Genomic DNA, 24,726 nt, shown 5'->3' on the forward strand with positions numbered 1-24,726 from the left:
AACTTTGTTGTGGAAAGTTGGAGAGTATTGTAGGAAACTTTATTTCCAAAATTCAGGTGAAAAGTAGGTAGACTCAGGACATGCGATCACTATAATGGAAATAAGATACATATATAGAACCAATCTATAAGATATAAAAAAATCAGACTGAGTAAGAAAGCGATTAGAGGAGGCGATCTCGTGGGAAGATCATTTGCGAATTTGCATATTAAGTCGAAAAACCTTGAGAAGACTGTCGATGCATTAAGAGAGCTAAGTGAAGGGTATGCCACAGTATTAGGCGAGCCAAATAATGAGACTCAAGAGATCAAAGTCGTCATGTACATAAGCAAAAGCAATGAAAACTGGATCAGCGTGCTCCACGATTATTTTGTATGGGGTACGGTGAAGGAGGTTGGCAAAACATTGTCCCGGCTTATCGAAGAGCCAGTGATGACCGCCGGATATATGAATGAGGAATTATTCGAGTTGTCGTTTTTCGAGAATGGAGATATTAGGGCCGAAAAAATCTTTTGTGAACAGTGGATGAGGGATGAATATGAACAACTCAAAGAAGAGCGTATTAATGATGACTACCTGCGGATAACGTTGGATATTCGTAATGAGGATTTTGACGACTTCATTAGCATTACGAGTCCAGTACAAGCCGTAGATAAGCTGTCAGAACTCGTAAAAATGTCTTTATGGAGTGATTCCGAGTGGATACCGCACGAAGAATCTCTCAGAAAACAATTTGGGACATATGAATTTTGAAAAGAATTTTCCATGAAGTAAATCCGACTGCCAACAGCGGCAGACTTAATAGTCCAAATAGGGGGGAGTATTTATGTACATTGTATCTCGGCCAAAACCGCTGTCAGATGGTCAAAACCAAGCACTTGCGAAGGAAGACGCCGCTGTTTATCCACCGGGCTACCTCCGGTTTTTGCGGCGATTTGGCGAAGGGACTTACAGAGGGTGGTTGAATGTCCAGCTGCCGGATACGGAGGTGCTTAAACCCTTTGCTGAGTACGGGTTATGGGAGCATGACGAAGACAGCCCCATTACTGAGCAACAGATTGGTGAGTGTACCGTTATAGGCACAACAGTGGACGGTGATTTTCTGGCCGTGCATCCCCAGACGGCTTTACTTCTCTGGCTGCCTCGGCATGCGGAGCACGTTAAGGCGATTTCACTGCAGGAACGGGAGCAGGAAGACGAAGGGATGTACGCCTTGGTGCTGGACGAAATATATCGTCAGGTGTATGGAATTAGTCAAGAGGAGGCTGTCTATTATGAACCGTGGACGGGCACTCGGAGCCATCTCTTTTTACGTTTGCCACAAGGGCAGAACCGACTTTCGTTGCCCGATCTGGCCGGAATGTGCCAAGCAGATTTTCCACCGGATTTGTCCATTGAGACCCCATATGCATGCTTCCTGTTCTACCGGCAACTAGGTGGCTATGTACGATTGAATTATGCCTACCAACAAGAGGTGGCTGTTTTCTATGAACAGGATGTACAACAGGCGTTTGCCGTTATGAAGCAGTGGCTCTTGTCAAAAGGGTGCGAAGCAATTTCAGAAAATAACAGTTGAACTAGGTGTAGGAGCGATTAGTGAATGATAAATCTAAAAGATATTGGAAAGTTCGAGGATCTGCCGGAAATCGCGATGCACATTTACAAAGGAAATATTCCTGCTTTGCAAGCTGCAATTACAGCAGGCTGGGATATTGAAGCTGGCATCATACTTAGCAATTATACCACGTTAAGTCCGCTTGATCTGGCGCTTATATTGCAGCAAATGGATGTTGTAAAGCTGCTGGTAGCGCATGGCGTCAACCTGAATGTCAAACATAATCCGGCCTTTTTGCGAGCAGTTCGCTATTGCAAGGAAGACATCATTCGCTACATTGCAGCGCAAGGAGCCAAGCTGGACAAGCTCAATCAAATCGGGTCTGGCGCTTATTCACAGGCCTACTATGGCAACAAAAGCAATATCCGGCTCATTCATGAGCTGGGATTAGATATAAAGTTGCATGGTGGTGCTGTATTGCGTCAAGCTGTATCGGATCATGACTATAAGACACTCACCTATTTGCTCGATCATGGGGTGGACATCAACTATAATAAACCGGATATGGTCTATCCTTATCAAGCGACTCCGTTAACCGTTGCCGCGCGCATGAGTAATTTGGCCATGGTCAAATTTTTGATTGAACACGGTGCGGACGTGACTTTTGCAGAAAAGGACGGTGAGCGCCCGTATACGATTGCGGTCAGCAATAAGAATACAATCTTGGCTGACTATTTGAAATCGCTGGAGCCGGCAGAGCTTCATAATATGGAAAATAAAAAGTTTGAGCTAAAAAAATATAAACTGACCGATGAACTGGTCAGCTTTCTTACTGGAGACAAGCTGCGCCTTGAGCTAGCTCAAAATGAATATAAAATCGGGTATATCGATTTTTTTACATTAACTGATACGATTGAGATGAAAGTTGGCAGGCAAAAGCTGTTGCGTCTGTCAGCCGATATCGACAATTACTCTGGTCTGCAGCTAGTGTGGAATCCGAAGAAAAAAGGCTTGGTAGGCTGTTATGACGTGGAGCACCAGGAGTATGCGGATTTGTGCAGCTTTACAGAGTTCCTCGTGCAGCCTGAAATGTACCTCATTAAGTTTCTTGAGGGAGAGTTATAGCTATTTGTCACACTAGTAGAAGAGAAAGTGTACAAAGGAGATTAACTTATGAAGGATGCGTTAATGGAAAGATTAAAGAATTTCCTTCATCGGGAGGATAATAGCACACTAGTAGGCATTCCGGCGAGCCAAGAGGAAATTGCTAAGGCACAGCAACGGCTGAATGTAAGCTTTCATGAAGATTACGTACATTTTATAAGGACGTTTGGCGGAGCATATGCAGGTCTTGCGGTACATGCATTCTCTAATGGGTCTAGTCTCGGAAATGAAACGGTTACTGATTTGACGCTGGAGTTCCGAGAGCAATTCAAGGAGCTTCCCTGCGCAGGGGTTTTACGAACTAGTTATGTCATTTCTATGGATGGTTCCGGCGACCCGATTATCATCGATCGGTCAGGAAAGGTATTCATCTGTTACCACGATACCGGGGAGATCAAGTTAGTAACGGATTCATTTGAGTTGCTGGTCGAGGAAAACTTTTATGAGTGGTGATTAAGAGAAGCATAGTAATAGCGCTCGCTGTATTAAACCTATAGTCTCGAACCACCTGTTTAACTACGAGGGTGGTTCTTTTTTTTGTTTGAGGTGCATCATCATATGCTGCCGTATCCTCGCGACCATTGGACAAACGTGCTTTTTTTTCCTTGTCCACATTTATACCTTACCAAAATCTATTAATTTGCATTTAATGAACGATACCAATATCAAGGAGGTTTTGGAGATGGGAAATAGAAGACCTACGGGTTACGACCCTGTTCAGATATTTAACTCCACATCGTTTAATGCGTTTGGAAAAGTTGAATATGCATCCATCTTTTGTAGTGACGACAATTATGCGGTTCAGCGTGATGAGACTTGGACGGCTTCTAGCCGTGGAGTTTGCTTGGTGACTAGAATCACCGCAACGGTTAGAACACCGAGTGGAAATATTGAGGCGGAGCCGTATACTTCTTCCGGCACTTCTTTCAGCAAGTTTGCCATTATACAGGTAGGGGTAAATAAGTTCCAAGTGACGCGTGTTGTAAGTACAAGTAGACGCAAGTAAAATCCCAAACGGGGCATGATCAAGAATAGGTTATAAAAATGAAAAGACGACAAGCCAAGGATAAAAGGCTGGTCGTCTTTTTTTCGCTCTAATGTTTCTTATACCATGATATTCTGCGCTGCATCGAGGAATCTTTCAAGAGCCGAAAAGGGCGCAAGTCCGGTTGATAATTGCCTTCAATGATCCAAATTCGATGCTTTCTGTCGATGCCTATATCGAACCCGACTTGTCTAAGCTTGGGGTAACACTCTCCAAGTCTTTTGGCAGCCAATAGTGCGATCCGTTCCGCTTTGACAAGCAAGCTCCGATCTCCGATTCGGGCTAATTTTAGCGCTTCAAGCACTGGAATGGTGCGGCTAGTCACATTTGTGACTAGATATCCTTGCGCCGCTACTTTTGCGTATGAGCCTGTCACGTTCCAGGGTGATGAAGAGCCTTTTTTCCGCTGTGTAATTATGCGAATGTCGAATGGCTTGTGTCCTATTTGAGCAAGCTGCAGACGTCTTTGGACAATATATCCATGAGCACTGTTTTTTTTACGGAGCCATTTGAGTATTTTATCAGTGTTTCTCATGGTGACTGCATTCTGCTCGTTATGAATACGATAGACATTCGTACCGTTCCGTTTGATGAACACGATATCCCTTCCATAACTCCCGTTGCGAGGTTTCAGTACGACGCTTTGATATTGAAGCAGCATTTTCGATAAGGTGTTCTTCTTAAGTAACTGTGTTTGTGGCAACCGTCCGGCGAGAGAGGACCTGCTGCGAAAGATGCGATATTGCAACCATTTGTCTCTTTTGATTAACATTTTAGTCACAGCCTTTTTCAATCTTATACGGTAATTCTAAGTCAAATTAGTGATCAGCATAAGTGACGATTCGTCCATATTTATGAACCAAAGCAGGTAAAGAAGGCTTTTGAACCCGTACCGCCTATCATTTCTGTTTTCTCCGCTTTGCGTAGTAGAACGGTGGGGATAAGGAATGATATTATAAATAATGACAAGTTTTGTTGGAAATAATGTTATAAAAGGAGAGATGGGCATGTCTTATATCGTTGATTTTAAAAATGTATCTACAGTTGGTTTAGAGTCTTCACCTGTAGCAGAAGCGCTTGCTGGTTTGCGCGCTAATGAAGCCCGTTACTTTATGAATAAATACAAACATGAATTTACGGTTGTGCCGGCTAGCGAAAGTCAGGATACACTTGATTATGTGAACCAAGTTTTGAAAGAGCGTGATATTGCGTTTGCGGCCAAGCCTTTAGAAACGTCGCGTTTTCAAGTGGAGAATATTAAATTTGCTTACGTTTTTTATGAGGATGGTCTTGGAATCAACGTCATGTATACGGTTGATGACGCTAAGAAGCGGGCCGTTGGCTTTAAGCTTTCTGAGGGGATGGAAGTACCAATGGAGTTAGAAGGAAAGTTTAAGTTTGCGAGGCAGAAGTCTAAACTAGCTGGAACAATCCGAGGTTCGTTTTTTGTAATTAAAAAAGAATATTAAATAAGCAACAGCGAAAATTTGGACTGTATAGGGCTTGAGGCCTGTAAGCTCGAATAGTAATAAGAATGTCTAGGGGCTGTCCCATAAGCATCAAGCTCGCTGAGGAATAGCTCACTTTGAACGGGTGTATTGGTAAATATATAGCAGTACAGGAGAGCTATTCCTGTACTGCTATTTTCTATTCTGGTCTATGGTTGCTTGCTTCATAGGATTATGGGCAAGCGAAAGCCACCCGACCTCCAGACTTACCTTAGGTAAGCTGCGAAGCAGAAACGCCGGAATCCTTGGTTATTCTTTATCTGCCCTAGAACACTTTCGGGTTTAATCATTCGTCTTACCGACAGCGAATATCCTTCCTCGCAGCTCAGTTTTTCCCTTGCTTGCTGCTTGTAGCGCATAATAACTCAGACTGACCATATCCGGCATCAGCGATGATCGTCGTATGATTGTAATGTGCGCGAACCAATAGTGGAGAGTAAATAAGTGTAAAAGTGCACCTGTTTTTAACAAACAAGATTGGAATGTTGCAAATAGGTGTACAAATACCTCTAATTGAGCAGATTTGAAGAAGATTTGGTTAAATAAGTGCATTTCTGCACTTAGATGAAGCTGCTGCAGACGCTGCCGCAAAAGTCTTTGCATGACAGGGGAACATCCCCATTTTCAAATGAAAGGACTTCAAATTCCACTGTATAGTGGAGCTTGAGGTTCTTTTTCTCGATGAAAATAAGTTCTAAGTAGTGCTCAAAAAATCGCAAAATGACTTTTGAGACAGCCCCTTTTTTATATGCAGAAAACAACAACGTTTTCCATATCATGGTATAATTTTGCTAATAGTCCTTATGTATTTTAATGATAAGGAACAATCAAATTCTAGGAGTGTTGCATGGAATTATACAAGCTTTTGTCTGAGCTTCTATCACGAATAGAAGAAAATGTTTCTGGTACTAGGGAGGCAGAATATCTGGTCGATCTCCCGATTTCCATTGTTCATTTGCGTCGACTCTTCAAGTTCGCTTTCGGCGTGCCGCTACAAAGCTATATCCGCTCTCGAAAGCTTGCCGCGAGCTTGGAGCATTTGATGCTTACCGAGAAACGAATTCTCGACATTGCAATCGAATGTGGTTATGAACATGAGCAAACCTACATACGCGCGTTTAAACGCGAATATGGGCTTACGCCTGGCGAATGCAGACATTCCGGAAGAAACATTCATATAACAGCTCCTCTTCATCTATTTCCGAAAAACAATGTTTGCGGAAACTTGGTATACGGGCCGAATATGGTCATGATGCCATCGTTTCATTTAATTGGGCAAATGTATCGAATTGAAATTGCTGAAGCGCCGACAAAAGCGCCCGAGGCTGCTAAGCAGTTTTGGTGGAACAATCGGCATAAAGTGCCAAATCCAGTAGAACCCAATATTTATTATGGTCTAACAAAGACACTTGATCCATCACTTAGTTGGACGCACTATCTACCGTCTATACGCGTACAGAATCTGAACGATATTCCTGACGGCTTTTCAGGTGACACCGTCCCTGCTTCCTTATGCGTCGGCTTTCGTTATATAGGGAACCATCATTATGAGGAGATTAGTGAACTGCGCGCAGAGGCGCTATATCATGCTATCAATAGGCTTGCAAAGGAGAACGAAGGGAAATATGAGCTTCTGGATCGCGAATTTTTCGTAGAAAAAATCGACACGGATGCATACGATGGCGAGTACTGTCAGATGGAATGGTTTGCGCCCATCAGAGTAAAATGATCAAAAAAGTCCATTGAGCGTGCCGCTATTGTGGTACGTTCTTTTTATAGAGTAAGAAAAAATAAATGTTTGTGCGGAAAGGAACTTGTATGAATTATAACGAGGTTGTTTCAATCGGTGATACCTATTTGCTTACAGTAGTATCGGAGTTGTTCGGATTAGAAGGCTATGAAATTCAGCTGATTCCGGCACATGCTGGAGGAAGGAATGTCGTATATACCTGTGTGAAAGAGGGCGCCGACGCAAAAATCCTTAGAATCGCTTTTTTACCTGACAGAAGCCGGGAAGATTTTCTGGGAGAAGTTGAGTATGTTAGATATTTATTCGAGCATGGGGGAAGTGTCTCAAATGTAATCAGCTCCCGGAATGGGAATCTGCTGGAGGAGATTACACATAATAACCACACCTTTTTTGTCTGTCTGTTTGAAAAGGCTAAGGGAAAAATGCTTGTAGAAAATAATTATCAGTACCGAGAAGGAGCTCCAATTACCGAATGTTATTATAATTGCGGCAAAGTCCTGGGAAAACTGCATCAAATATCGAAAGGGTATATGCCTGTTCATCGTCGGCATAGTTTTTTTGACAAATACAATGCTGAATATATTGATAAGCGGATACCAGACTCCTTACCTCTGCTTAAAGAGAAGCTGGTAGAGCTCCTTAATACCTTAAAAGGATTGGACAGCAACGAGGATACTTTCGGAATGCTCCATTTTGATTACAACGATGGGAATTATTCCATCGATTTTGATACCGGACAAATAACCGTATATGATTTCGATAATTCATGTTTCGGTTGGTATATGTTTGACTTGGCAGGCCTTTGGACAAGCGGAGTGGGCTGGATACAATTTGAGCCAGACGCCGGTAAACGTAAAAAGTTTATGGATGATTATTTTGAAACAGTCCTCGCGGGATACAGATCCGAGACCAAGCTCGAAGATTCGGCGTTGGATAAGGTGCCTTTATTTATCAAAGTAAATCTCTTGGAAAATATTATTGACGCATTCGAGGTCATGCAGAACAACGGTGAGGAACCAAAGTGTGATGAGGAGCTGTCGTATCTTATAAAATGTTTGGAAGACGATATCCCGTACAAAGGGTTTTTTCATGAAATGTACTCTTGCGAAGAACCCTTTGAGTATGAGGAACGAAATATTTAGTTTTTACAAAGTGAAATGAGGTTCAATTACGCGATGAAAAGAGGCTGTCACTATGGCAAAATGGGATAACATGCTGTCTATGCTATGGATGCTGCGATCCGGAAGGAAGCTCACCGCCGCGCAGATTGCAGACAGTTTGGAGATCAGCGTCCGCACCGTGTACCGGTATATCGACGCACTATGCGCCAGCGGGGTGCCGGTCGTCGCGGAATCGGGCCATGACGGCGGCATTCGCATTATGGAAAGCTTCAAGGAGACACCATTGTTCTTCAATCCCTTAGAGCTGAAGGCGCTTGTAGACGCGTTTAAATTTACGCAAGGCGCTGGCTATCCGTATACAGAACAGCTGGAAAGCGCGTTGAAGAAAGTGGAGAACGGGCTGCACGAAGATCAGCTTCACGATCTAACCCGTCAGACGAGCGGCATGGATGTGATTGCTCCGTCGCGTCCACCTTCCGTCGTTCCGTTGTTGCGAGACCTGGAGCAGGCGGCGGATGACGGACAAACAATGCGCATCACTTATCGCAAACCAAATACGGAACAGGCCGACGAACGTAACATCGATCCCTACGGGCTGGCTTATGTCCGAAACGAATGGTACGCTGTCGCGTTCTGCCATCGTGCGCAAGCGGCTCGGACGTTCCGCGTGGATCGTATCGCACGGCTGGAGCCGACCGATATGCGGTTCGAAAAACCGGAGCACTTCTCTGCGTCCGCCTATTTCCATGACCAGTCCAAGCGAGAACGAGAAGCGGACGGACCGTTGACAGTCATTCGCATCGAGGGGGACCCCGTCACGTTGAACGCAGTTTGCGGACACTGGCATATGCGCCACTATTTGACGGAACGGACCGACCGAGAGGCGCAGTTCCTGCTCGATATCCCAACAATGAACAAGTACCTTCCAATGTATCTGATGACGTTCGGCACGGCCATTCGCATTCGGGAGCCGCTGGATCTGAAATATCGCATTCAGGAATTAGCGATAGGAATCGCAAAGCATTATGCAGACGATTCCGATTGTACTTCGCTGACAACAGTTGTCAGCGAACCCGGTGTATGATAGTGGAAAGGCTGCAGCAGCCGAACGACGATGAACAAAGGAAGGTGGATTCACCCATGCTTAAACAAACGCATCAATTGTACGATTATCACGTTTGGGCGAACGAGCGTTTATTCGGACATCTAGAGCAGCTTCCGAAGGATGTGTTCCATGCGGAAGTGACGAGCGTTTTCCCGTCCGTGTCACAAACGTTCGGGCATATGTACTTGTTCGAACAGCTTTATCTGTGTGTGCTCGCGGGAGTTTCGAACGAGAACATTTTTCCGAGGATGTCGGTCTGGGCGGAGCAAGCGCAAGGCAAAACAGTGGACGAGACACGGCAGCTGTTCGCCGGCGTCGCCGAACAGTACCGAGATTTGCTGCAGCGAACGCCAGACCCGGACAAGGAGATGACGATCGAGCATCCGAAGTACGGTCGTCTCAATACGCGGTTCTCTGAGATTCTGCAGCATGTGGTCAACCACGGGACGTATCATCGGGGCAATGTGACCGCGATGCTGAGGCAGCAAGGATATGCGGGGTTCCCGACCGATTATCTGTTTTATTTGCTGAACCAACAGGAAAGTCAGAAGTAAATCGAGCGGAACGAGCGGCAGCGATATTCGTCTGAAGCAGAGAGAAAATAAAAAAACACAAAAATACGCTTGGAACCCCAAGCGTATTTTTTTATTACAATTGCATAAAATAGCGCCGCGGCGGAGTTTTCGCCATTAGACAAAATAACCTGTGTTCAAAATCATCGACGCAAAAAAGATTGGGAGAGAAATACAATTCCACTTGCACCTTACGTAACGTAATGTTTTACAATAGAGCTACCGGTATATAGCTAGCGCCAAAGATCGGAGATGGTTAATGAAGCAACATTGGAAGGTCGGGGATCTCGCCAACCTGACGGGGTTGACCGTAAGAACGCTGCGCTTTTATGATCAAATCGGTTTGTTATCGCCATCTGACCAGACAGAATCGGGTCATCGGCTATATAGTGAATCGAATTTATCACGCTTGCACCAGATATTATCGCTTAAGGAGCTGGGGTTATCTCTCGAGGAGATTAAGCTGGCCTTAAGTGGCGGGCAGATCAGCCCGCTTGAGATCGTCAACCTGCAGATCAATCAAATCAAAGAACAGATCAAACGACAGCAGAAACTATTGGAGCAGCTAAGACATGTATCCAAGCTTATGCAAGGTCAAGCGGAATTAACAGTTGAAGATTTCACGAGCCTTCTGCAAGCGATGAAGATGGAGTTCGAGAAACCGGTCATTGAACGGCAAATGAGTTGGGAGCGACATTTGAGCCTGTTAGGGGACTTTCTTGCCAAAGAGAGTGGAAGTCCAAAACATAAGGAGGAAAATCAATGAACGAACGATTTGTCAAACATGGAACTTTTGTCGTCGAGCGGACTTATGCTGCTTCACCGGAGAGGGTTTATCACGCATGGGCCGATCCAATTGTCAAAGCGAAGTGGTTTTCGAAGCCAGAGATCTTCGATTTTCAGGTCGGCGGGCGTGAGTACAGCAGCGGCGGGCCGCCGGAAGGGCCAGTTTTTACCTTTGACGCCTACTATCAGGAGCTTGTTCCAGAGCAGCGCATTGTTTACACGTACACGCTGAATTCGGGAAGCACGCGCATCTCCGTCTCGATTACAACGATAGAGCTTATTAAAGTGGAGGACGGTACAAAGCTGATTTTCACGGAGCAAGGTGCGTTCTTTGACGGACACGATACGCTAGAAATACGGGAGCATGGTACAAACATCATGTTGGACGCACTTGGAAAAACAGTAGACGGGGAGTAGGAACATGACAAAAGTTGAAAATGAACTTATAACTACTCGCGAATACTATTTCCCGCGGGAGCTCGTGTTTCGAGCTTGGACAACCCCCGATTTGATAGCCCAGTGGTGGGGGCCGCAAGGCTTCACAAATACGAATCAAGTGTGTGATATCAGGCCGGGAGGCACATGGCGGTTCATCATGCATGGACCGGATGGAGTGGATTATCCTAACCATAACGTCTTTGTTGAAATCGTACCGTCAGAGCGGATTGTGCTTGATCATGTGTCCGGTCACGAATTTCGGATAACGGCTGCCTTTGAGAGCATTGAAGGCAGCACCAGAGTCACCTTCCGTCAACGTTTCAAGGATAAAGAAGAGTTTGAAAAATCTAAGCCGATCTGCATAGAAGCTAATGAGCAGTTGCTTGACCGGCTTGGCAAGGTGCTGGCGGAATTGGTCTATTAAAGGACTGCCACTTACGTGATGACTCCAAAATTGTTGCCATTCACGTTCTCTGATGGGAATCGGACGGCGATTTTTACGTAAGGAGGATGCCCGACTCTGGCATGGTAACATTGACGAGCCGAGCGTCTGCTTGATTAGCGTCGAACCCGACAAAGCACCAGCATTAACCTAGAGTTTCCCCAGCATCATTCACGGCTTCAAGAACTTAGTACTTCTGGACGAGGAAGGCCAACCGCAAAGATTTGTTGAATCCGTGCTCCTCCAATTATTAGCAGATACATCTGTCAAATTGAATGAGGAGATTATTGGAAAAATAAATTTAATCTTTGTCTCGAAATGAATGGATAAAGCTCTTGCAAAATGAAGTAAGAATTCATTAGAACACTAACAAAGGAGCATGCTGCGGCTGCTCCTTTTATAATTTTCGACGATTGATCCGTTAAGCTGAGCTGTGCTCTAAGTAGGTCGAATTTCTATGTTTCATGGTAGGTGGCCAATAGAAGTCGAGTATAGAGGAAAACAAAGATTCTCCAAGATATTTTCCACTGCGGTCGTGCGTATAAATTTCAACAGTTTATCAACTGTTTGATGGTCCTGCATTTCTCGTGCTGATGCGGAAGAGGGATGAATTTTTGTGCTTCCGGGCAAGTTAGAGAGAAAATATCGAGGGGAGTGTTGTATGATGGCAAGAAGAAGGAGAAAATATGCGGTGCCTGGGGTTGAACAGGGGATGCAAGCTTTCAAAGCAGATGTAATGAAACGCGAAGGCTATGCCGTGAATCCGAATCAACCGGACGACGTAAAATACGAAGTGGCGAAGGAGCTTGGAGTGCCTTTGCATCCAGGAAACAATGGTCAATTGACTACGGAATCAGTGGGCCATGTCGGTGGCAAAATTGGCGGTTCCATGGTTCGGGAAATGATCCGTCTCGCCCAAGAGCAGATTGCGAACAGGGAGCAGTCCTGAAGAATTATGAGTGCATGGATACACGGCTGCCGGGTTGGGATCTAGAATGATAAAAAAGGCACCCATTGGTTGCCTTTTTTCAAAAAAAAATAAGTGATACAGCGAACAGTGCTTAGATATAATTGACGTTCGTTGCATGCTTTTCCTCTAAGGGCATCCAGCCAACCGCAATCTCCAAGTGACAGATAATCCGGTTCTATAAAAGAGATTGCTCCATGTTTAGTTGCTCATTGGCCTCCAATGAGAGAGATGGCTGCAAAGTGAACAGGCGAGGGGAAGACTCACCCTCGCCTGTTAAAGAACCTATCAAATGACCTCGCGTGCTACTCCTAGCAGGCCAGTAAAGAATTGTCTAGCCAGGATTCTCCGGTTTACTCCGGTGTTCCTTGAGTTACCCCATGAATATAGGTGAGCCAAGGAGTATCCAGCGCGCCTTGTCCCGGATTATAGGTAAAGAAGTATTCGACGGTATCCCCAGATTGCAGGTTGTTTACAGGGTAAGTATAGTTGCCGTTTCCTGACGAGGTCATGGCTACGTTTTGCTGTGCACCGTTATTTATCTTATAGTGCAAATCGGCAAAGGTTGCGCCATTCACATAAAACGTCAAGTTATTGCCTGCTTTTTTCAGGCCCCGCACCGCATCGCCAATGACGATAACGGTTGATGGCGCAGGTACAACCGTGATGGTAGAGCTGGCTGTTTTGTTGCTGTCAACCGTTGTTGCCGTAACCGTTGTTGTTCCTGGAGCGAGCCCTGTCACCACACCGTTCTGATTTACGGAAGCGATGCTGGCACCCGAAACGCTCCAAGTGACCTGTTTATTTGTTGCATTAGAGGGTGCAACAGTGGCGTTTAACTGTACACTCTGTCCTACTTGCAGCTGTGCAGTGCTCTGGTTTAAAGTTACACCGGTAACAGGCACGTTCGTAGGATTTTGGCCACCGTTTTCTTTATAAACCCGCACATAATCCACCAGCATCGTCGCAGGAATATCAGATGGACTTGGTGCTAAACCGCCATCAAAATGACCGCCGATCGCGAGATTCATAATGATGTAGAAAGGTTGGTCGAATGGAGCGTTCGGATTGTTCGGTGCAGCTACGGAGTACCATTGGTCTCTGGAGACCTTAAAGTAGAATTCCCCATCCACGTACCATTTAATGTTATCCTCTTCCCAGATCATCGTATACACATGATAATCATTGGCAAAGGTTTGCCCTTCCGAGAAATGATATTCCCCAGCAATATATCGATTCACTGGCCATTGTCCGCCAAAGTGCACGGCGCCGCTAGTTGTGCCAGGCAAACGTCCTTTGGCTTCCATAATATCAATTTCACCAGATGCGGCCCATGCACCGTAAGCTGAATCTTTTGGTAGCATCCAGAGCGCGGGCCATACACCATTGCCTGTAGGCAGCTTCGCGCGAATATCCACTCTGCCGTACTGGAAGGATAGATGATCTTTCGTATTTATTTTGCCTGAGGAATATAGAGCATATCGGCTTGGATCCTGCGGGAACGATTTTGGATCGTTCAACGCCCGGATATTCAGCTTTCCGTCCTGTACAAATACATTTTGTGTACTATTGGTATAGTGCTCCAGCTCTGCATTGCCCCAGCCCCAGCTGTTGGGATCGTTACCGATATAATAGCCGGTTTCATAGTTCCATTTGTTCGTATTGAGCACTGTACCGCTAAATTCATCCTGCCAGATGAGATTCATGCCGGCAATGGCTGGGTCGCTTGGCGTTCCGATTGCCACATCGTCATGATCGGATACATCTGGACGGGGAGCATCCGGATTGCCGATAAAGGTATAGTTAACGAAGTTGCTGCCAACACTTCCGCCTGCTTGCCCATTCAATGGGTAGCCGATTCGAATTTGCATATTCACCTGGACGGGCTGGAACCAAAGGCCATAGATATAGTCGGCCCAATATCCCCACTGATTGGCATCGGACATGTTATTGTAACCATTGCCGGAATATGAGAATCCGCTCTGGCTGGAGTTCGCCATATCCACCCATTGCCCGTTGATGTTAATTTGGTAGACGAATTTTCCAAGCTCAGTGCCTATTGGCGCGCCACCATCAATTTTTGGCAGCGGTATGCCTATGACGCCTTTCGAATCTGCCGTAAAGGTTGTTCCATCGTAGGGAGTAATGACATATGAATTTCGAATGGGTTGATTAAAGGTTATCGTATAAATGACGTTAGCCGAAGAGGTTTTTGATTCAAGTTTTACGTTAATAGACTCTGTTACCGTAAACCAGAAGCCGCCGCCTCCTTCGGTGAATTGGCCGAAGTTGCTATCATAGATCCAACCGCTAGCAGCATTATTGTTGATATCAATCCAAGTGCTGCTGTTTACGGGTTTTACAAACACCTTCAAATCATCCGCTACGGCTTCATAAATAATGGCTGGATTATTGTTGAAGGTAGGATAAGTAAAGCCTGCGCCTCCTGTAAAGCCTGCTGTAATTTGTGGCCCTTGGGTAGGGGTCATAGCCGTAATCGTTGTTTTGTTTATATTTTGGAACACAAACGTGTAGTTAAGGGCCGTTCCATTAGCTTTAGAATACAGCTGAATTTCTGTTGTTGCGGAGAGAGTGAACCAGTAGCCATACGTGCCGCTGTCGTTCCAATGCCCCCAGTTTTGGTTATAGACGTAGCCGCTGGCACTGTCAATATTGACCCAGTTGCCCCCTACTTTCACATTTACGCCTACGTCATCGGAAACATCGTTCCATGTGGCGGAGCCCCCGTTAAAAATAGGCATAACAAAACCGTAGCTCGCTTGCCCAACCCCTGATTTTGAAATGACAGGCCCGTCTCCTGCTGAAAAGTAAGCCATAGAGGTAACGGTGGTGCCTGCTGCATCGACGGTTTGAATTTTCGAAAATGGCAATAGCCCGACGCTCGCCATCATCGCTACCGCCAAGAACAGGCTCAGTACCTTCTGCTTAAACCGTTTCTGTGAATGGTGAAGTACCTTCATTATTGTCCTCCTTCAATAAAATATGGTTACCCCTGCGGCTCCTTTATTTTGAGGTAATTGATTCTGTAAGTACTCGGAGGAAACCGCTTACATTGGAGTGCACCTTTATTCTATCGAATACAATTAACAGCTGGAAAGGTCCATTTGTTTTTGTTATGACCCAATTTTTTGGATTTTGATTATTTTCGAAGGCTCATAGTGCTTTGCCCTGATATTTTCCTTCTCTTTCAAGCTTCCGCCGCATCAGCTGCCGGTACTCCGTGGGCTGCATATTCATAACATCGCGAAATGCCCTTGTAAAGCTTTTGTAGCTTTCATACCCAACCATTGTGGCTACCTCGATAATTTTATGATCGGTTTCGGCTAGTAAGCGGCGGGCCTTATCTAATCGCACATCGCGCAGGTATTCTGCAAAACCTTTGCCAATGTTCTTTTTAAACAGGTTGGAAAAATAGGCGTAATTAAGCGATACGTGGTTAGATACCATCGCGAGATCCAGCGGCTTATGATAACACTCGTGTATAAAACGAATGGCTTCATTTAAGTCCTGCGTTTTGCGATAGCTGCACTTGTAATCATAATAAAACTGATTCAGCCGAAGCAGCTGCTGCTGCAGCGCCTGAATATAATCTCGAATGCCCGGATAATCGAATAGATTCCGCAAGCATTCAATATCAAGCGCCTCTTCCCCCATGTAGGGACGGATCACCCGCTCATACTCCTCCAGCATCTGCACCGTTGCGCTGCATAACTGCTGCGTGTACCGTATATGGTAACGCTGCAGCACATTTTTGTGGAATAGCGTAGAAATGCCTTGGGCAATCTTCCCGCTGTTTTTGGTGCCAATAAGCTGAAACAGGGCATATAGCTCTTCATAGGGAATTTCCCATTGCGACTCCAGCCTCTCCATATGCGCGGGTAGGATACACATCTTATCAGGGAACAAGTAGCTATGGCGATATAGTTCAAGCACCTGTGTATAGCTTCCTGGCAGCCCTTTTAAACCTTGCTGCGGTCCTGTCATAGCCGCTGTGGCATCAATCTGACTTGCCTTAAGTGCAGCAGGCAAAGCATTCGTATCTGTGGCCGCATCGACCGCAAGAATCAGGTATGGGCGGTGCTGCAGGCATATATATCCTTGACTGCCATAGACACGGTAAGCAATAGATTCGATGCTATGAGCACTGTCTGCCCCCGGTTGGTTGATCCACAGTTCTTCCCGCAGCAGGCACAGACGGTAATTATGCCAAAGTTTTGGGTTTTGCTGCTGAACCTGCCGAATCCATGCCTCATCGTTCACTGCGCCTTGCATAAACATGCAAAGCTCTTTACGGTCTGTCTCCTCAGCGCGGCGGGACATATGCTCCATATTGCGGGAAAGGGCTTGCCGTGCCTTTATTTCCTGACCAATATGCTCTACTGCGGTAAGCAGATCCTCCCGTTTTACCGGCTTGAGCAGGTAGCCTTTTGCCCCAAGCCCAATGGCTTTCTGGGCATAAGCAAAATCACTATAGCCGCTAATTATGAGGTAATCCACGTTGAGATGCTCTTCTTTGGTTTGCTCCATTAGCGCCAGTCCGTCCATATCCGGCATCATAATATCGGTAATCACCAGATGAATGTTATGCTGACGCAATAAGTGCAGCGCCTCAATTCCGTTAGCGGCACAATAAATAGCATCAAGCTGCAGTGGAAATTGGCGCAGCATGGCCTGCAGGCCATCGCGTATGTGCTTTTGATCATCTACAATTAGAATATTGATCATGCCCTACCATCCTCCAAGATTCACATTTTCCCAAGGCAAACGTAAGGTTACACAGGTATAAGCGCCCTGCACACTTTCAATTGAAAGACCGCAGCCCTTGCCATAATGAAGCTGCAGGCGCTTATGCACGTTTTCGAGGCCGAGGCCGTTTTTGCTGGTCACAATTGGCGTATCTGAATCGCCGCTCAGCACAGCTTGCAGGCTAGCCAGCATCTTCGGATCAACACCCGCACCGTCATCGCGTATCTCAATTCGTAATAGGCTGTCATTCTCGACTTGTACGGTCATTTGTATGTGTACACTGCCGCCTAAAGGTGCCGCATGATGAACCGCATTCTCAACGATGGGCTGCATGCACATTTTAGGAATAGCATAGTGAAGCACCTCCTGCGGGAGATCCGCCGTCAATACGATGCTGCCGCCCTCCATAAAGTTAATGAATTTGATATAGCTTTCAATGTTGGCGAGCTCCTCACGGAGGGCGACGGTATCGCTTCGCCACTGCATGCTGTAGCGCAGCTGTGAGCCTAACGATACGAGCGCATCGGCGATTGCAGGCTGCTGCTGAACTTCCGCCAGCATCCGAATGGATTCCAGCGCGTTATACAAGAAGTGAGAATTGATCTGCGAATGGAGCGAGTGCAGCTGTGCGTTTTTGGCAATGAGCTGCTTATCCACCACCTGCGTCATCAGACGACTAATTTCGTCCAGCATTTTGTTGTAGCTGATGGCTACTTCATCGATTTCATCACCGGTCTCGTGTTCATCTAGGCCGATATTAATCTTCGCATCCAATTGGCCTTTCCGCACCTGACGCATAGAAGATAACACGCTGTCCAATCGGCGGAAAATGCGGCGGGTCGTATGCGATACGAGCAGCATGATCAGGAGCAATACACATAAAGCAATCACTACCACAAAGGCATACCAGCTGCGCGGACCCTTCATCAGTGCTTGATGGGAAGCAATATCTACAACATAAGCGTTCAGTGGAGCAATATAACGATAAAGCGCGTAGTAGGTTTGATCTCCTACTTGGACCTTCATGGGGCTATCCTGTTGAAGTACGTCCAGCTGCCGATGAATACTGCCAAGGATACTGTTCAGCCCCTCCCCAGCGGTTTGAGAAAATAGATGCTGCGGATTGTATATATTTTTTGAAGGGTTGGTTCCGTCCATGACAACCGAGAAGAAATCTCCTCCGCTCTCCTCCAGCAGGTCGTTGAAAAATACGCTGTGCTCGGCACGAATTTCCATAATGGTAGGAAACTTATTCTGCTGGCCCTGAAGCCGTACCAATCGATAATAGGCTAGCGTATGCTCGCCATCCTTAAAAGCAAACAGGCGGTATGCTGCGCCGCCTTCATCTCGAAGGGTCTCCCAATAATCCTGCGGCCAAAACTTGTCATAATGATAGATTTCAGGCCAAATTTCGAACAGGTTAGGGTTATCGACATAAAAGCTGAGCTCACTGATCATCTCATGGCTTTCAATGATATTATGCATCTGCTCAAATTGATTTTGTTTAAATTTCACGAGGCGGAGGCCATCCCCGCGCATATTGGAGTGGATAAAATCCACGAATGCCTTTTGTGTCAGCGCGGTTGAGGAAGCGTTTTCAAACATGTCCATTTTGCTGCGCAGCTGTTCGTTCAGCCGTGCGACATGGCTGCTGCCGGTGGCCATAGCGTCTTTGTATAACTGGGCTTCCTGTATACGGATAAATAAAAAGGACACCAAAATGGCAGGGATCGCAATGACTAGGCTAAAGGCTAGAAACAGCTTTTGGGATATGCGGGCATTGCGGTAAAGCTTTCTCATTTTGGTCAGCATATACTTCATTTAACGGCCCTCCCTACCTCCGTAATATACCATATATTACAAACCGGCTGGTAGGTAACAAGGCGTTACTTACAAATGTGTAAGTAAAGTCGGAAATACCGGCCACCATTTCGGCAGCCGGCAGTAAATAGCGTATAGATGTAATTACTCCGCCATTTTTGCTTTTCGTACATCCAGCTCGGCTTGGCGATATTCCATTACCTTGTCGAAACCGTAACTCACGCGGCGGGCAAGAAAATTATCAAAGATTTTATCAAAAGCTGCTTCATCCTTAGCCGTAATCAGCTCAGGCAGCACTTCCTCCCAATTTTGAGAGATGCGTGACCAGGCTACCGCTACCTCAGAATCACCCAGTGGATCTAAGCCTTTGTAGATGCCGCTGTCAATATCGGCTTGCGCATTGGCGAAGTCCTCCATTTGCTTAATGACGGGAGCTTTCTCCGGTCTCCATTGGTTGATAATAACAGGGTTCCGCATCATCCAGTAGGTATCCATAATGCCGTATTCCTTTTCAAACTTTTCAATATCAGTTTCAAGCAATTTCACCATTTCAGCCTTCAGCTGCGGCTTGCCGCTCACCATTTCCCACGTCTCGCCTTCCTTGCCAAGGAATAAGTCTCGTTGGCCTTCTTCGCTAGCTAGATACGTCAGGAAGCGGATAGCACGTTCAGGATTTTTAGTCGATTTACTAATCATTGTAACCATCCAGCCGTCCATGTTGCCAGGGAACAGCTTTGCAGAATCACCCTTGCTGTTCTGCGGTCCATCTACTGCAATGTAGTTGGAATCCGGGTTCCCGCTAGCGGCCAGCATCGGATTGACAGCCGTCATTCCCGTCCATTCGCGAATCATCATGAAGTAGCGGGCGTTGTTCGTTTTTTCCTCTACTTGCGTATCGGAGTCCACTAGGAAATCTACATTAATCAGTCCGCGCTCGTATGCTGTGCGGAAGGTTTTCAGCCAAGTGAGGTAATCTGGATCGGTAATGCGGTCGTATACTTTGCCGTCTTTTTCATGCGGAACAGCGAGTAGATTTTGCAGGTATTCACTCATCCCATAAGGAACATTCCCCTGTGCAAAGAAGGGACTAATCGGTTGGCCTTTATACTCGGGATACTTATCCTTGAGCAGCTGCAGTGCATTTAGAAAGCCCTCCGGCGTGCTCAAATCTGGTTTGCCCATCTCCTCGTACAGATCTTTTCTCACCAAAAAGGTTTGATTGGCTGCTGTCATGCCTGTTTCATGCATGAGATTAGGGCTATAGGAGTCATTCGGAATGCCATACGTATTGCCATTTTCTTGACGATACCACTTCAGTGTGCCGTCTCCCGCCACCTTGAAGAAGTAGGGATCATACTGCTCTGCCAATTCATTTAAAGCATATACATGGTCGCCTTCCCATAGTTTCTTGACAGCGTTTTCCCAAGAGCCCATAGAAATTAAGTCTGGCAGCTTGCCAGAGGTCATCATCAAGGTAATATGCTCATTCGCTTCACCAGAAGGAACTTCGAGCTTAATATTGACGCCTGTTTTTTCGGTTACGTACTTGGAAGTCAAGCTCTCTCCCCAGCTGTGGGCATACCAGGATGCGCCTACGAACCACGAGAGTTCGACTGGGCTGGTATCCAGCTGCCAAGCAGGCTGTTCGGGGCTCGGCGTTGATTCGCCTTGTGGCTGCTCGGTACTTTCCGCAGGGGTTGAGGTCGGCTTATTTTCGTTATTCTCCGATTTGGTACATGCGGCCAAGCCTAATGTAAGTATTACGGCTAAAACAATTACCATGCTTAGCTTGATGAGGTTGTGCTTCATGATATGAACACCCTTTCTTTACTGTTTTTTTATAGGTCCCATACGCCTCGCTAACGATCGCTTAGAGAAACGCACAGCACTTACCCTTTAATCGCGCCAATCATTACGCCTTTGACCAGATAGCGCTGAATAAAGGGATAGAACACGAGAATTGGCAGCGTTGCCACCATCATCGATGCAAATTTGATGGAGTTTCCAGGCAGTCTTGCGCCGAATTGAGCCATAGCTTGCTGCTGCATGAAGGACATGGAATTCTCCGCAATGATTTTGTACAGTATGGTTTGCATAGGCAGCTGATCCTGCGAGCGAATGTAGATTACACCCTGATAATAATCATTCCAGTGATAGACGGCTGAGAAAAGCGATATGGTAGCCAGTACGGCCATGCTGTTAGGCAATACGATTCGAAACAGAACGCCATAATCAGAAGCACCGTCTACCTTTGCGGATTCCTCTAAGCTGTCGGGAATAGTGCGGAAGAAGCTCATGAATATAACCATATTAAAAAAAGTGTACATAGCCGGGATGATGAATACCCAAAAGCTGTCGTAAAGGCCTAGCTTTGTCATCAGAATAAAGGAAGGGATTAAGCCGCCTGAAAACAACATCGTAATCAAGGCGATTTTGAGATAGACTTTGCGGCCGATTAAGTTGGATTTGCTCATTCCATAAGCTACAATGGCGGTAAATAACACATGTACCGCTGTTCCTATCACCGTGCGCAGCGTAGTAATGTAGAAGCCGTGCATTAGACTTTTATCATTGAATACAACACTGTAGCTGGCTAGTGAAAATTTCTTTGGAAACCAGTTTACGGTGCCCAGCATGGCTTGCTCCGGTGCATTAAGTGAATTTATAAATACAAACCACATCGGGTACAGCGTTATGAAGCAAACTGCCAGCATCAGCAGCGCATTGCACACCTCAAATACTCCAATTCGCCGCAAACTTCTGCGTCTTTCCATGTATCTGCCCTCTCTTTCTTAAAAAATGCTGTCGCCAGTTAATTTCTTGGATGTGTAATTGGCCAAAAATAATAGCATTAACGCCACAATGGAGCGGACAAACAAAACGGCTGTTGAGAAGGAATGGCGCCCAGATACCAAGCCCATGTTATAGATGTACAAATCCAGGCTTTCGGCCATCTTCATGTTCATGTTGTTCTTCAACATAAAGATCTGTTCAAAGTTGCTGCCTAGTATCCCGCTGACAGCGAGGATGAACAAAATTGCGATGGTAGGACGTATGCTCTGAATGGTAATATGCCACATCCGCTGCCAACGGTTGGCGCCATCGAGCTCCGCTGCCTCGTATAGCCCTGGATCAATGCCAGCGATTGCTGCGATATAAATGATGGCACTCCAGCCCGTTTCCTTCAGCGTATCGGAGAAATAGGTAATCCACCAAAAATATTTAGCGTCACTATTAAACAGAATTTCGCGATCCTGCAGTCCGAGCGCCATCATCAGTTGATTGATTACACCGCCCTCGCCCAGCCAATTGAGCATAATGCCGCCAAAAATGGTCCAGGCAATAAAGTGTGGCAGGTATGAAATGGTTTGTACTGTGCGCTTAAATCGAATCGTCCGTATTTCATTAAGCATCAGGGCGAAAAAGATGGGAATGGGAAAACCTAGCAGCAGCTTGATGCTGCTCATCCCTAGAGTATTGCGGATCGAGCGCCAAAAACGGTCATCCGTAATAAAATCTTGAAAGTGTTTCAGCCCTACAAAGGGTGATTGCAGCATGGGCTTGGCGATACTGAAGTCCATAAATGCAATAATCAGCCAAAACATTGGAATATAACAAAAGATGAACATCCATATAATGCCTGGGATTACCATGCTTTGCAATTGCCATTGCCTAAAAAAAGTTTTTATTTGTCCCGTCCTGTATTGAAACATGTTCTGCGCCCCCTTCCTTTTCATCGTATGAAAATAGACCTAGGAAAAAAAGGCCATGATTTTTGACCCTATCCCATTTTTTTGGATTTGTTTGACTGGGCGTCAAAATTAAGTATGCTGTGAATAAATGAAGGGAGTGTGCATGGGATGAGCAAGCTTTTATGGGAGCAGGATTTTTTAAATAGAAACACCGATTTGAGCGCATGGAACATTCGCCTTGGCAACGATTTGCTTGATAACGATGGCAAACCAATAGACCCGGGCTGGGGCAATGGGGAACAGCAGTTTTATACCGGACATGCTAACAGTCTATATATCGATGAATTGGGGCTAAACCTATGCGCGCGACGTGAATCCATTGAAAAAGACGGTCGGCAATTTGCGTACACCTCGGCCCGCATAGATACAAAAGATCATCTCTCCTTTTGCTATGGAAAGCTTATCGTTCGCGCAAAGCTGCCAGTTGGACAGGGGTTATGGCCTGCCATATGGCTGCTCCCGCAGCATCAGGCATACGGGCCTTGGCCTGCCTCTGGCGAGATTGACATTATGGAAGCTAAAGGCCGCTTGCCGAGGCAAGTATCCGGAACGCTGCACTACGGGAAGGATTGGGACCATAAAGTTACCGATGAGTTCTCCTACCAGCTTGAACAGGGAACCATTAACGAATTCCGTGATTATTCATTGGAATGGGATGCTGGCTCCATAAGGTGGCTTGTAGATGGGCATTGCTTCGCCGAGCGCCCTATGGAGCCGGGTATTATGCCCTTTGACGAGCCTTTTTATTTGGTGCTTAACCTTGCTGTTGGGGGCTGGTATGACAATGTGACGGTGGATGAAACAGCGCTGCCAGCGGTCATGACAGTTTCAAACATAAGGTTATATCAAAGTTGAAAAAATAGCTGCTTGGGGTCGTTTTTGGGGGAAGAAGAATAGACGGAGTTACAACTGTAAAGCCAAGAATAATAGGGCATACCCGTATTGGGGATGCCCTATTTTCACTATAGTCTGGATGGAGGGAACCTTATTGGCGTATACTTTGAACGGTTTGAATTCAGCAAAGACGCATTCTCATTCGTTTAAAGTGTCAGCCCACCATCGACCAGTACGATGGAGCCCGTCATGTAGCTGGAGCGATCGGAAGCAAGGAATGTGACGACCTCCGCCAGCTCGTCCGGCTTAGCATAGCGGCCCATACGCATATTTCCGACTTCCTCTGGCACATATCCACCGGACATGAAAGCCTGTTCTACGCTCTTCGTCAGAGCCGTTTCCACACCACCCGGACAAATGCCGTTGATACGGATGCCCTTTTTCACATACTCGATTGCCGCACCTTTCGTCAGGCCGACAACCGCATGCTTGCTTGCGGAATAAGCGGATGCGCTGTGCTCACTTTTGACCCCAGCTGTCGAAGCGGTATTAATAATCGTTCCGCTTTCTTGCTCCTCCATTACCTTTAATACATATTTCATGCCGAGGAAGACGCCCCGGACATTAACGTTCATAATTCGGTCGAACTCGTTCTCATCAATATCCGCGAGCTTCGAGAACTTCTGTACAACGCCGGCATTGTTGAAGAAAATATCGATACGCCCGTAAGTATCGACGGCCGCTTTTACATAACGCTGAACATCCTCGCTTTTTGACACGTCGGCCGGTACGAATATGGCTTTCCCGCCCTGTTCCTGAATCATTCGAACCGTCTCTTGACCGGATTCCTGATTAAAATCAACAGCGACAATCGTTGCGCCGTTGCTGGCCATTTTCAAGCTGCTTGCACGGCCGATGCCGCTCCCTGCTCCAGTAACGATAGCTATTTTATTTTCCAACATATGAGTTCATCCCTTTCGAGTGTAATAGCAAAGGATCTTTGCTTTCTTCATTGTAATGCGCTTTCATTTATGAAAATTGTATTTATCAACGATTTGTAGTACTTTCTTATCATCTTCTTTTTTAACCTTAATCGTAC

24 protein-coding genes and 2 pseudogenes are annotated in these 24,726 nt (G+C 46.0%); 16 read left to right on the forward strand and 10 right to left on the reverse strand.

Annotated features, from left to right (window positions below; translation table 11 throughout):
- Positions 1–180 precede the first annotated feature (180 nt).
- From AC1DOV_RS16270 to AC1DOV_RS16290, 5 genes are all read left to right on the forward strand, one after another.
- Positions 181–753: a hypothetical protein gene (locus tag AC1DOV_RS16270; protein WP_477550449.1), complete on the forward strand. Its 573-nt coding sequence runs from the start codon at positions 181–183 to the stop codon at positions 751–753.
- Positions 754–826: 73 nt separating this feature from the next.
- Complete coding sequence (locus AC1DOV_RS16275) at positions 827–1,576, forward strand: hypothetical protein (RefSeq protein ID WP_477550450.1); 750 nt, start codon at positions 827–829, stop codon at positions 1,574–1,576.
- Between the two features lie 24 nt (positions 1,577–1,600).
- Complete coding sequence (locus tag AC1DOV_RS16280; protein ID WP_477550451.1) at positions 1,601–2,680, forward strand: ankyrin repeat domain-containing protein; 1,080 nt, start codon at positions 1,601–1,603, stop codon at positions 2,678–2,680.
- Between the two features lie 48 nt (positions 2,681–2,728).
- Complete coding sequence (locus AC1DOV_RS16285) at positions 2,729–3,172, forward strand: SMI1/KNR4 family protein (protein WP_477550452.1); 444 nt, start codon at positions 2,729–2,731, stop codon at positions 3,170–3,172.
- A gap of 229 nt (positions 3,173–3,401) precedes the next feature.
- A complete protein-coding gene (locus tag AC1DOV_RS16290; RefSeq protein ID WP_076266536.1) occupies positions 3,402–3,725 on the forward strand; it encodes a hypothetical protein in 324 nt (107 codons plus the stop codon).
- A gap of 88 nt (positions 3,726–3,813) precedes the next feature.
- Here AC1DOV_RS16290 and AC1DOV_RS16295 read toward each other — a convergent pair whose 3' ends face one another.
- Positions 3,814–4,536, reverse strand: coding sequence for a YheC/YheD family protein (locus tag AC1DOV_RS16295; RefSeq protein WP_477550453.1), 723 nt, complete (start codon positions 4,534–4,536; stop codon positions 3,814–3,816).
- Between the two features lie 235 nt (positions 4,537–4,771).
- Between AC1DOV_RS16295 and AC1DOV_RS16300 the strand changes: the two genes are divergently transcribed.
- Entirely contained in the window at positions 4,772–5,233 is a 462-nt protein-coding gene (locus AC1DOV_RS16300) for a phage tail protein (protein WP_441963360.1), read from the forward strand.
- Positions 5,234–5,404: 171 nt separating this feature from the next.
- Here the strand turns inward: AC1DOV_RS16300 and AC1DOV_RS16305 are convergent.
- Both AC1DOV_RS16305 and AC1DOV_RS16310 read right to left on the reverse strand, forming a co-directional pair.
- Positions 5,405–5,631, reverse strand: a pseudogene (locus AC1DOV_RS16305) (transposase); the annotation flags it as partial.
- Positions 5,555–5,875 carry a hypothetical protein gene (locus tag AC1DOV_RS16310; RefSeq protein ID WP_477550590.1) on the reverse strand — a complete coding sequence of 107 codons (321 nt, stop codon included), beginning with the start codon at positions 5,873–5,875 and terminating at the stop codon, positions 5,555–5,557. The gene AC1DOV_RS16310 and the pseudogene AC1DOV_RS16305, both read right to left, overlap by 77 nt.
- Positions 5,876–6,119: 244 nt before the next feature.
- Here AC1DOV_RS16310 and AC1DOV_RS16315 point away from each other — a divergent pair, with 244 nt between their 5' ends.
- The 9 genes and pseudogenes from AC1DOV_RS16315 (at position 6,120) to AC1DOV_RS16355 (ending at position 12,435) form a co-directional block, all read left to right on the forward strand.
- The gene (locus AC1DOV_RS16315) at positions 6,120–7,001 is read left to right on the forward strand and encodes a helix-turn-helix domain-containing protein (RefSeq protein ID WP_477509600.1); all 882 of its coding nucleotides are present in this window, start codon (positions 6,120–6,122) and stop codon (positions 6,999–7,001) included.
- Between the two features lie 89 nt (positions 7,002–7,090).
- Positions 7,091–8,164, forward strand: a complete 1,074-nt coding sequence (locus AC1DOV_RS16320; RefSeq protein WP_477550454.1) for a phosphotransferase enzyme family protein — start codon at positions 7,091–7,093, stop codon at positions 8,162–8,164.
- Positions 8,165–8,216: 52 nt separating this feature from the next.
- Positions 8,217–9,227, forward strand: a complete 1,011-nt coding sequence (locus AC1DOV_RS16325; protein ID WP_477550455.1) for a helix-turn-helix transcriptional regulator — start codon at positions 8,217–8,219, stop codon at positions 9,225–9,227.
- A gap of 56 nt (positions 9,228–9,283) precedes the next feature.
- Entirely contained in the window at positions 9,284–9,802 is a 519-nt protein-coding gene (locus AC1DOV_RS16330; protein ID WP_477550456.1) for a DinB family protein, read from the forward strand.
- 277 nt (positions 9,803–10,079) lie between these two features.
- Complete coding sequence (locus AC1DOV_RS16335; protein ID WP_477509596.1) at positions 10,080–10,586, forward strand: MerR family transcriptional regulator; 507 nt, start codon at positions 10,080–10,082, stop codon at positions 10,584–10,586.
- The gene (locus AC1DOV_RS16340; protein WP_477550457.1) at positions 10,583–11,023 is read left to right on the forward strand and encodes an SRPBCC family protein; all 441 of its coding nucleotides are present in this window, start codon (positions 10,583–10,585) and stop codon (positions 11,021–11,023) included. The genes AC1DOV_RS16335 and AC1DOV_RS16340 overlap by 4 nt, the downstream gene beginning before the upstream one ends.
- 4 nt (positions 11,024–11,027) lie before the next feature.
- Complete coding sequence (locus tag AC1DOV_RS16345; RefSeq protein ID WP_477550458.1) at positions 11,028–11,468, forward strand: SRPBCC family protein; 441 nt, start codon at positions 11,028–11,030, stop codon at positions 11,466–11,468.
- A 109-nt stretch (positions 11,469–11,577) separates the two neighbouring features.
- Positions 11,578–11,709 (forward strand): annotated as a pseudogene (locus AC1DOV_RS16350) (tryptophan synthase subunit beta); the annotation flags it as partial.
- A gap of 438 nt (positions 11,710–12,147) precedes the next feature.
- Positions 12,148–12,435, forward strand: coding sequence for an alpha/beta-type small acid-soluble spore protein (locus tag AC1DOV_RS16355; protein WP_477550459.1), 288 nt, complete (start codon positions 12,148–12,150; stop codon positions 12,433–12,435).
- A gap of 371 nt (positions 12,436–12,806) precedes the next feature.
- Here the strand turns inward: AC1DOV_RS16355 and AC1DOV_RS16360 are convergent, their stop codons facing one another.
- The 6 genes from AC1DOV_RS16360 to AC1DOV_RS16385 all read right to left on the reverse strand — a co-directional run bounded on the left by AC1DOV_RS16360 (position 12,807) and on the right by AC1DOV_RS16385 (position 22,754).
- The gene (locus tag AC1DOV_RS16360; RefSeq protein WP_477550460.1) at positions 12,807–15,434 is read right to left on the reverse strand and encodes a family 16 glycosylhydrolase; all 2,628 of its coding nucleotides are present in this window, start codon (positions 15,432–15,434) and stop codon (positions 12,807–12,809) included.
- Between the two features lie 193 nt (positions 15,435–15,627).
- Positions 15,628–17,199 (reverse strand): response regulator transcription factor, encoded by a 1,572-nt coding sequence (locus AC1DOV_RS16365; protein ID WP_477550461.1) that lies wholly within the window; start codon positions 17,197–17,199, stop codon positions 15,628–15,630.
- Between the two features lie 3 nt (positions 17,200–17,202).
- Positions 17,203–19,041, reverse strand: a complete 1,839-nt coding sequence (locus tag AC1DOV_RS16370; RefSeq protein ID WP_477550462.1) for a sensor histidine kinase — start codon at positions 19,039–19,041, stop codon at positions 17,203–17,205.
- 144 nt (positions 19,042–19,185) lie between these two features.
- Positions 19,186–20,850: an extracellular solute-binding protein gene (locus AC1DOV_RS16375; RefSeq protein ID WP_477550463.1), complete on the reverse strand. Its 1,665-nt coding sequence runs from the start codon at positions 20,848–20,850 to the stop codon at positions 19,186–19,188.
- A gap of 80 nt (positions 20,851–20,930) precedes the next feature.
- Complete coding sequence (locus AC1DOV_RS16380) at positions 20,931–21,815, reverse strand: carbohydrate ABC transporter permease (RefSeq protein WP_477550464.1); 885 nt, start codon at positions 21,813–21,815, stop codon at positions 20,931–20,933.
- An 18-nt stretch (positions 21,816–21,833) separates the two neighbouring features.
- Complete coding sequence (locus tag AC1DOV_RS16385) at positions 21,834–22,754, reverse strand: ABC transporter permease (RefSeq protein ID WP_477550465.1); 921 nt, start codon at positions 22,752–22,754, stop codon at positions 21,834–21,836.
- Between the two features lie 147 nt (positions 22,755–22,901).
- Between AC1DOV_RS16385 and AC1DOV_RS16390 the strand changes: the two genes are divergently transcribed.
- Positions 22,902–23,648 carry a glycoside hydrolase family 16 protein gene (locus AC1DOV_RS16390; RefSeq protein WP_477550466.1) on the forward strand — a complete coding sequence of 249 codons (747 nt, stop codon included), beginning with the start codon at positions 22,902–22,904 and terminating at the stop codon, positions 23,646–23,648.
- A 185-nt stretch (positions 23,649–23,833) separates the two neighbouring features.
- Here the strand turns inward: AC1DOV_RS16390 and AC1DOV_RS16395 are convergent, their stop codons facing one another.
- The gene (locus AC1DOV_RS16395) at positions 23,834–24,589 is read right to left on the reverse strand and encodes an SDR family NAD(P)-dependent oxidoreductase (RefSeq protein WP_477550467.1); all 756 of its coding nucleotides are present in this window, start codon (positions 24,587–24,589) and stop codon (positions 23,834–23,836) included.
- Between the last annotated feature and the right edge of the window lie 137 nt (positions 24,590–24,726).

The sequence above is a fragment of the Paenibacillus sp. 01T47 genome (assembly GCF_056398245.1).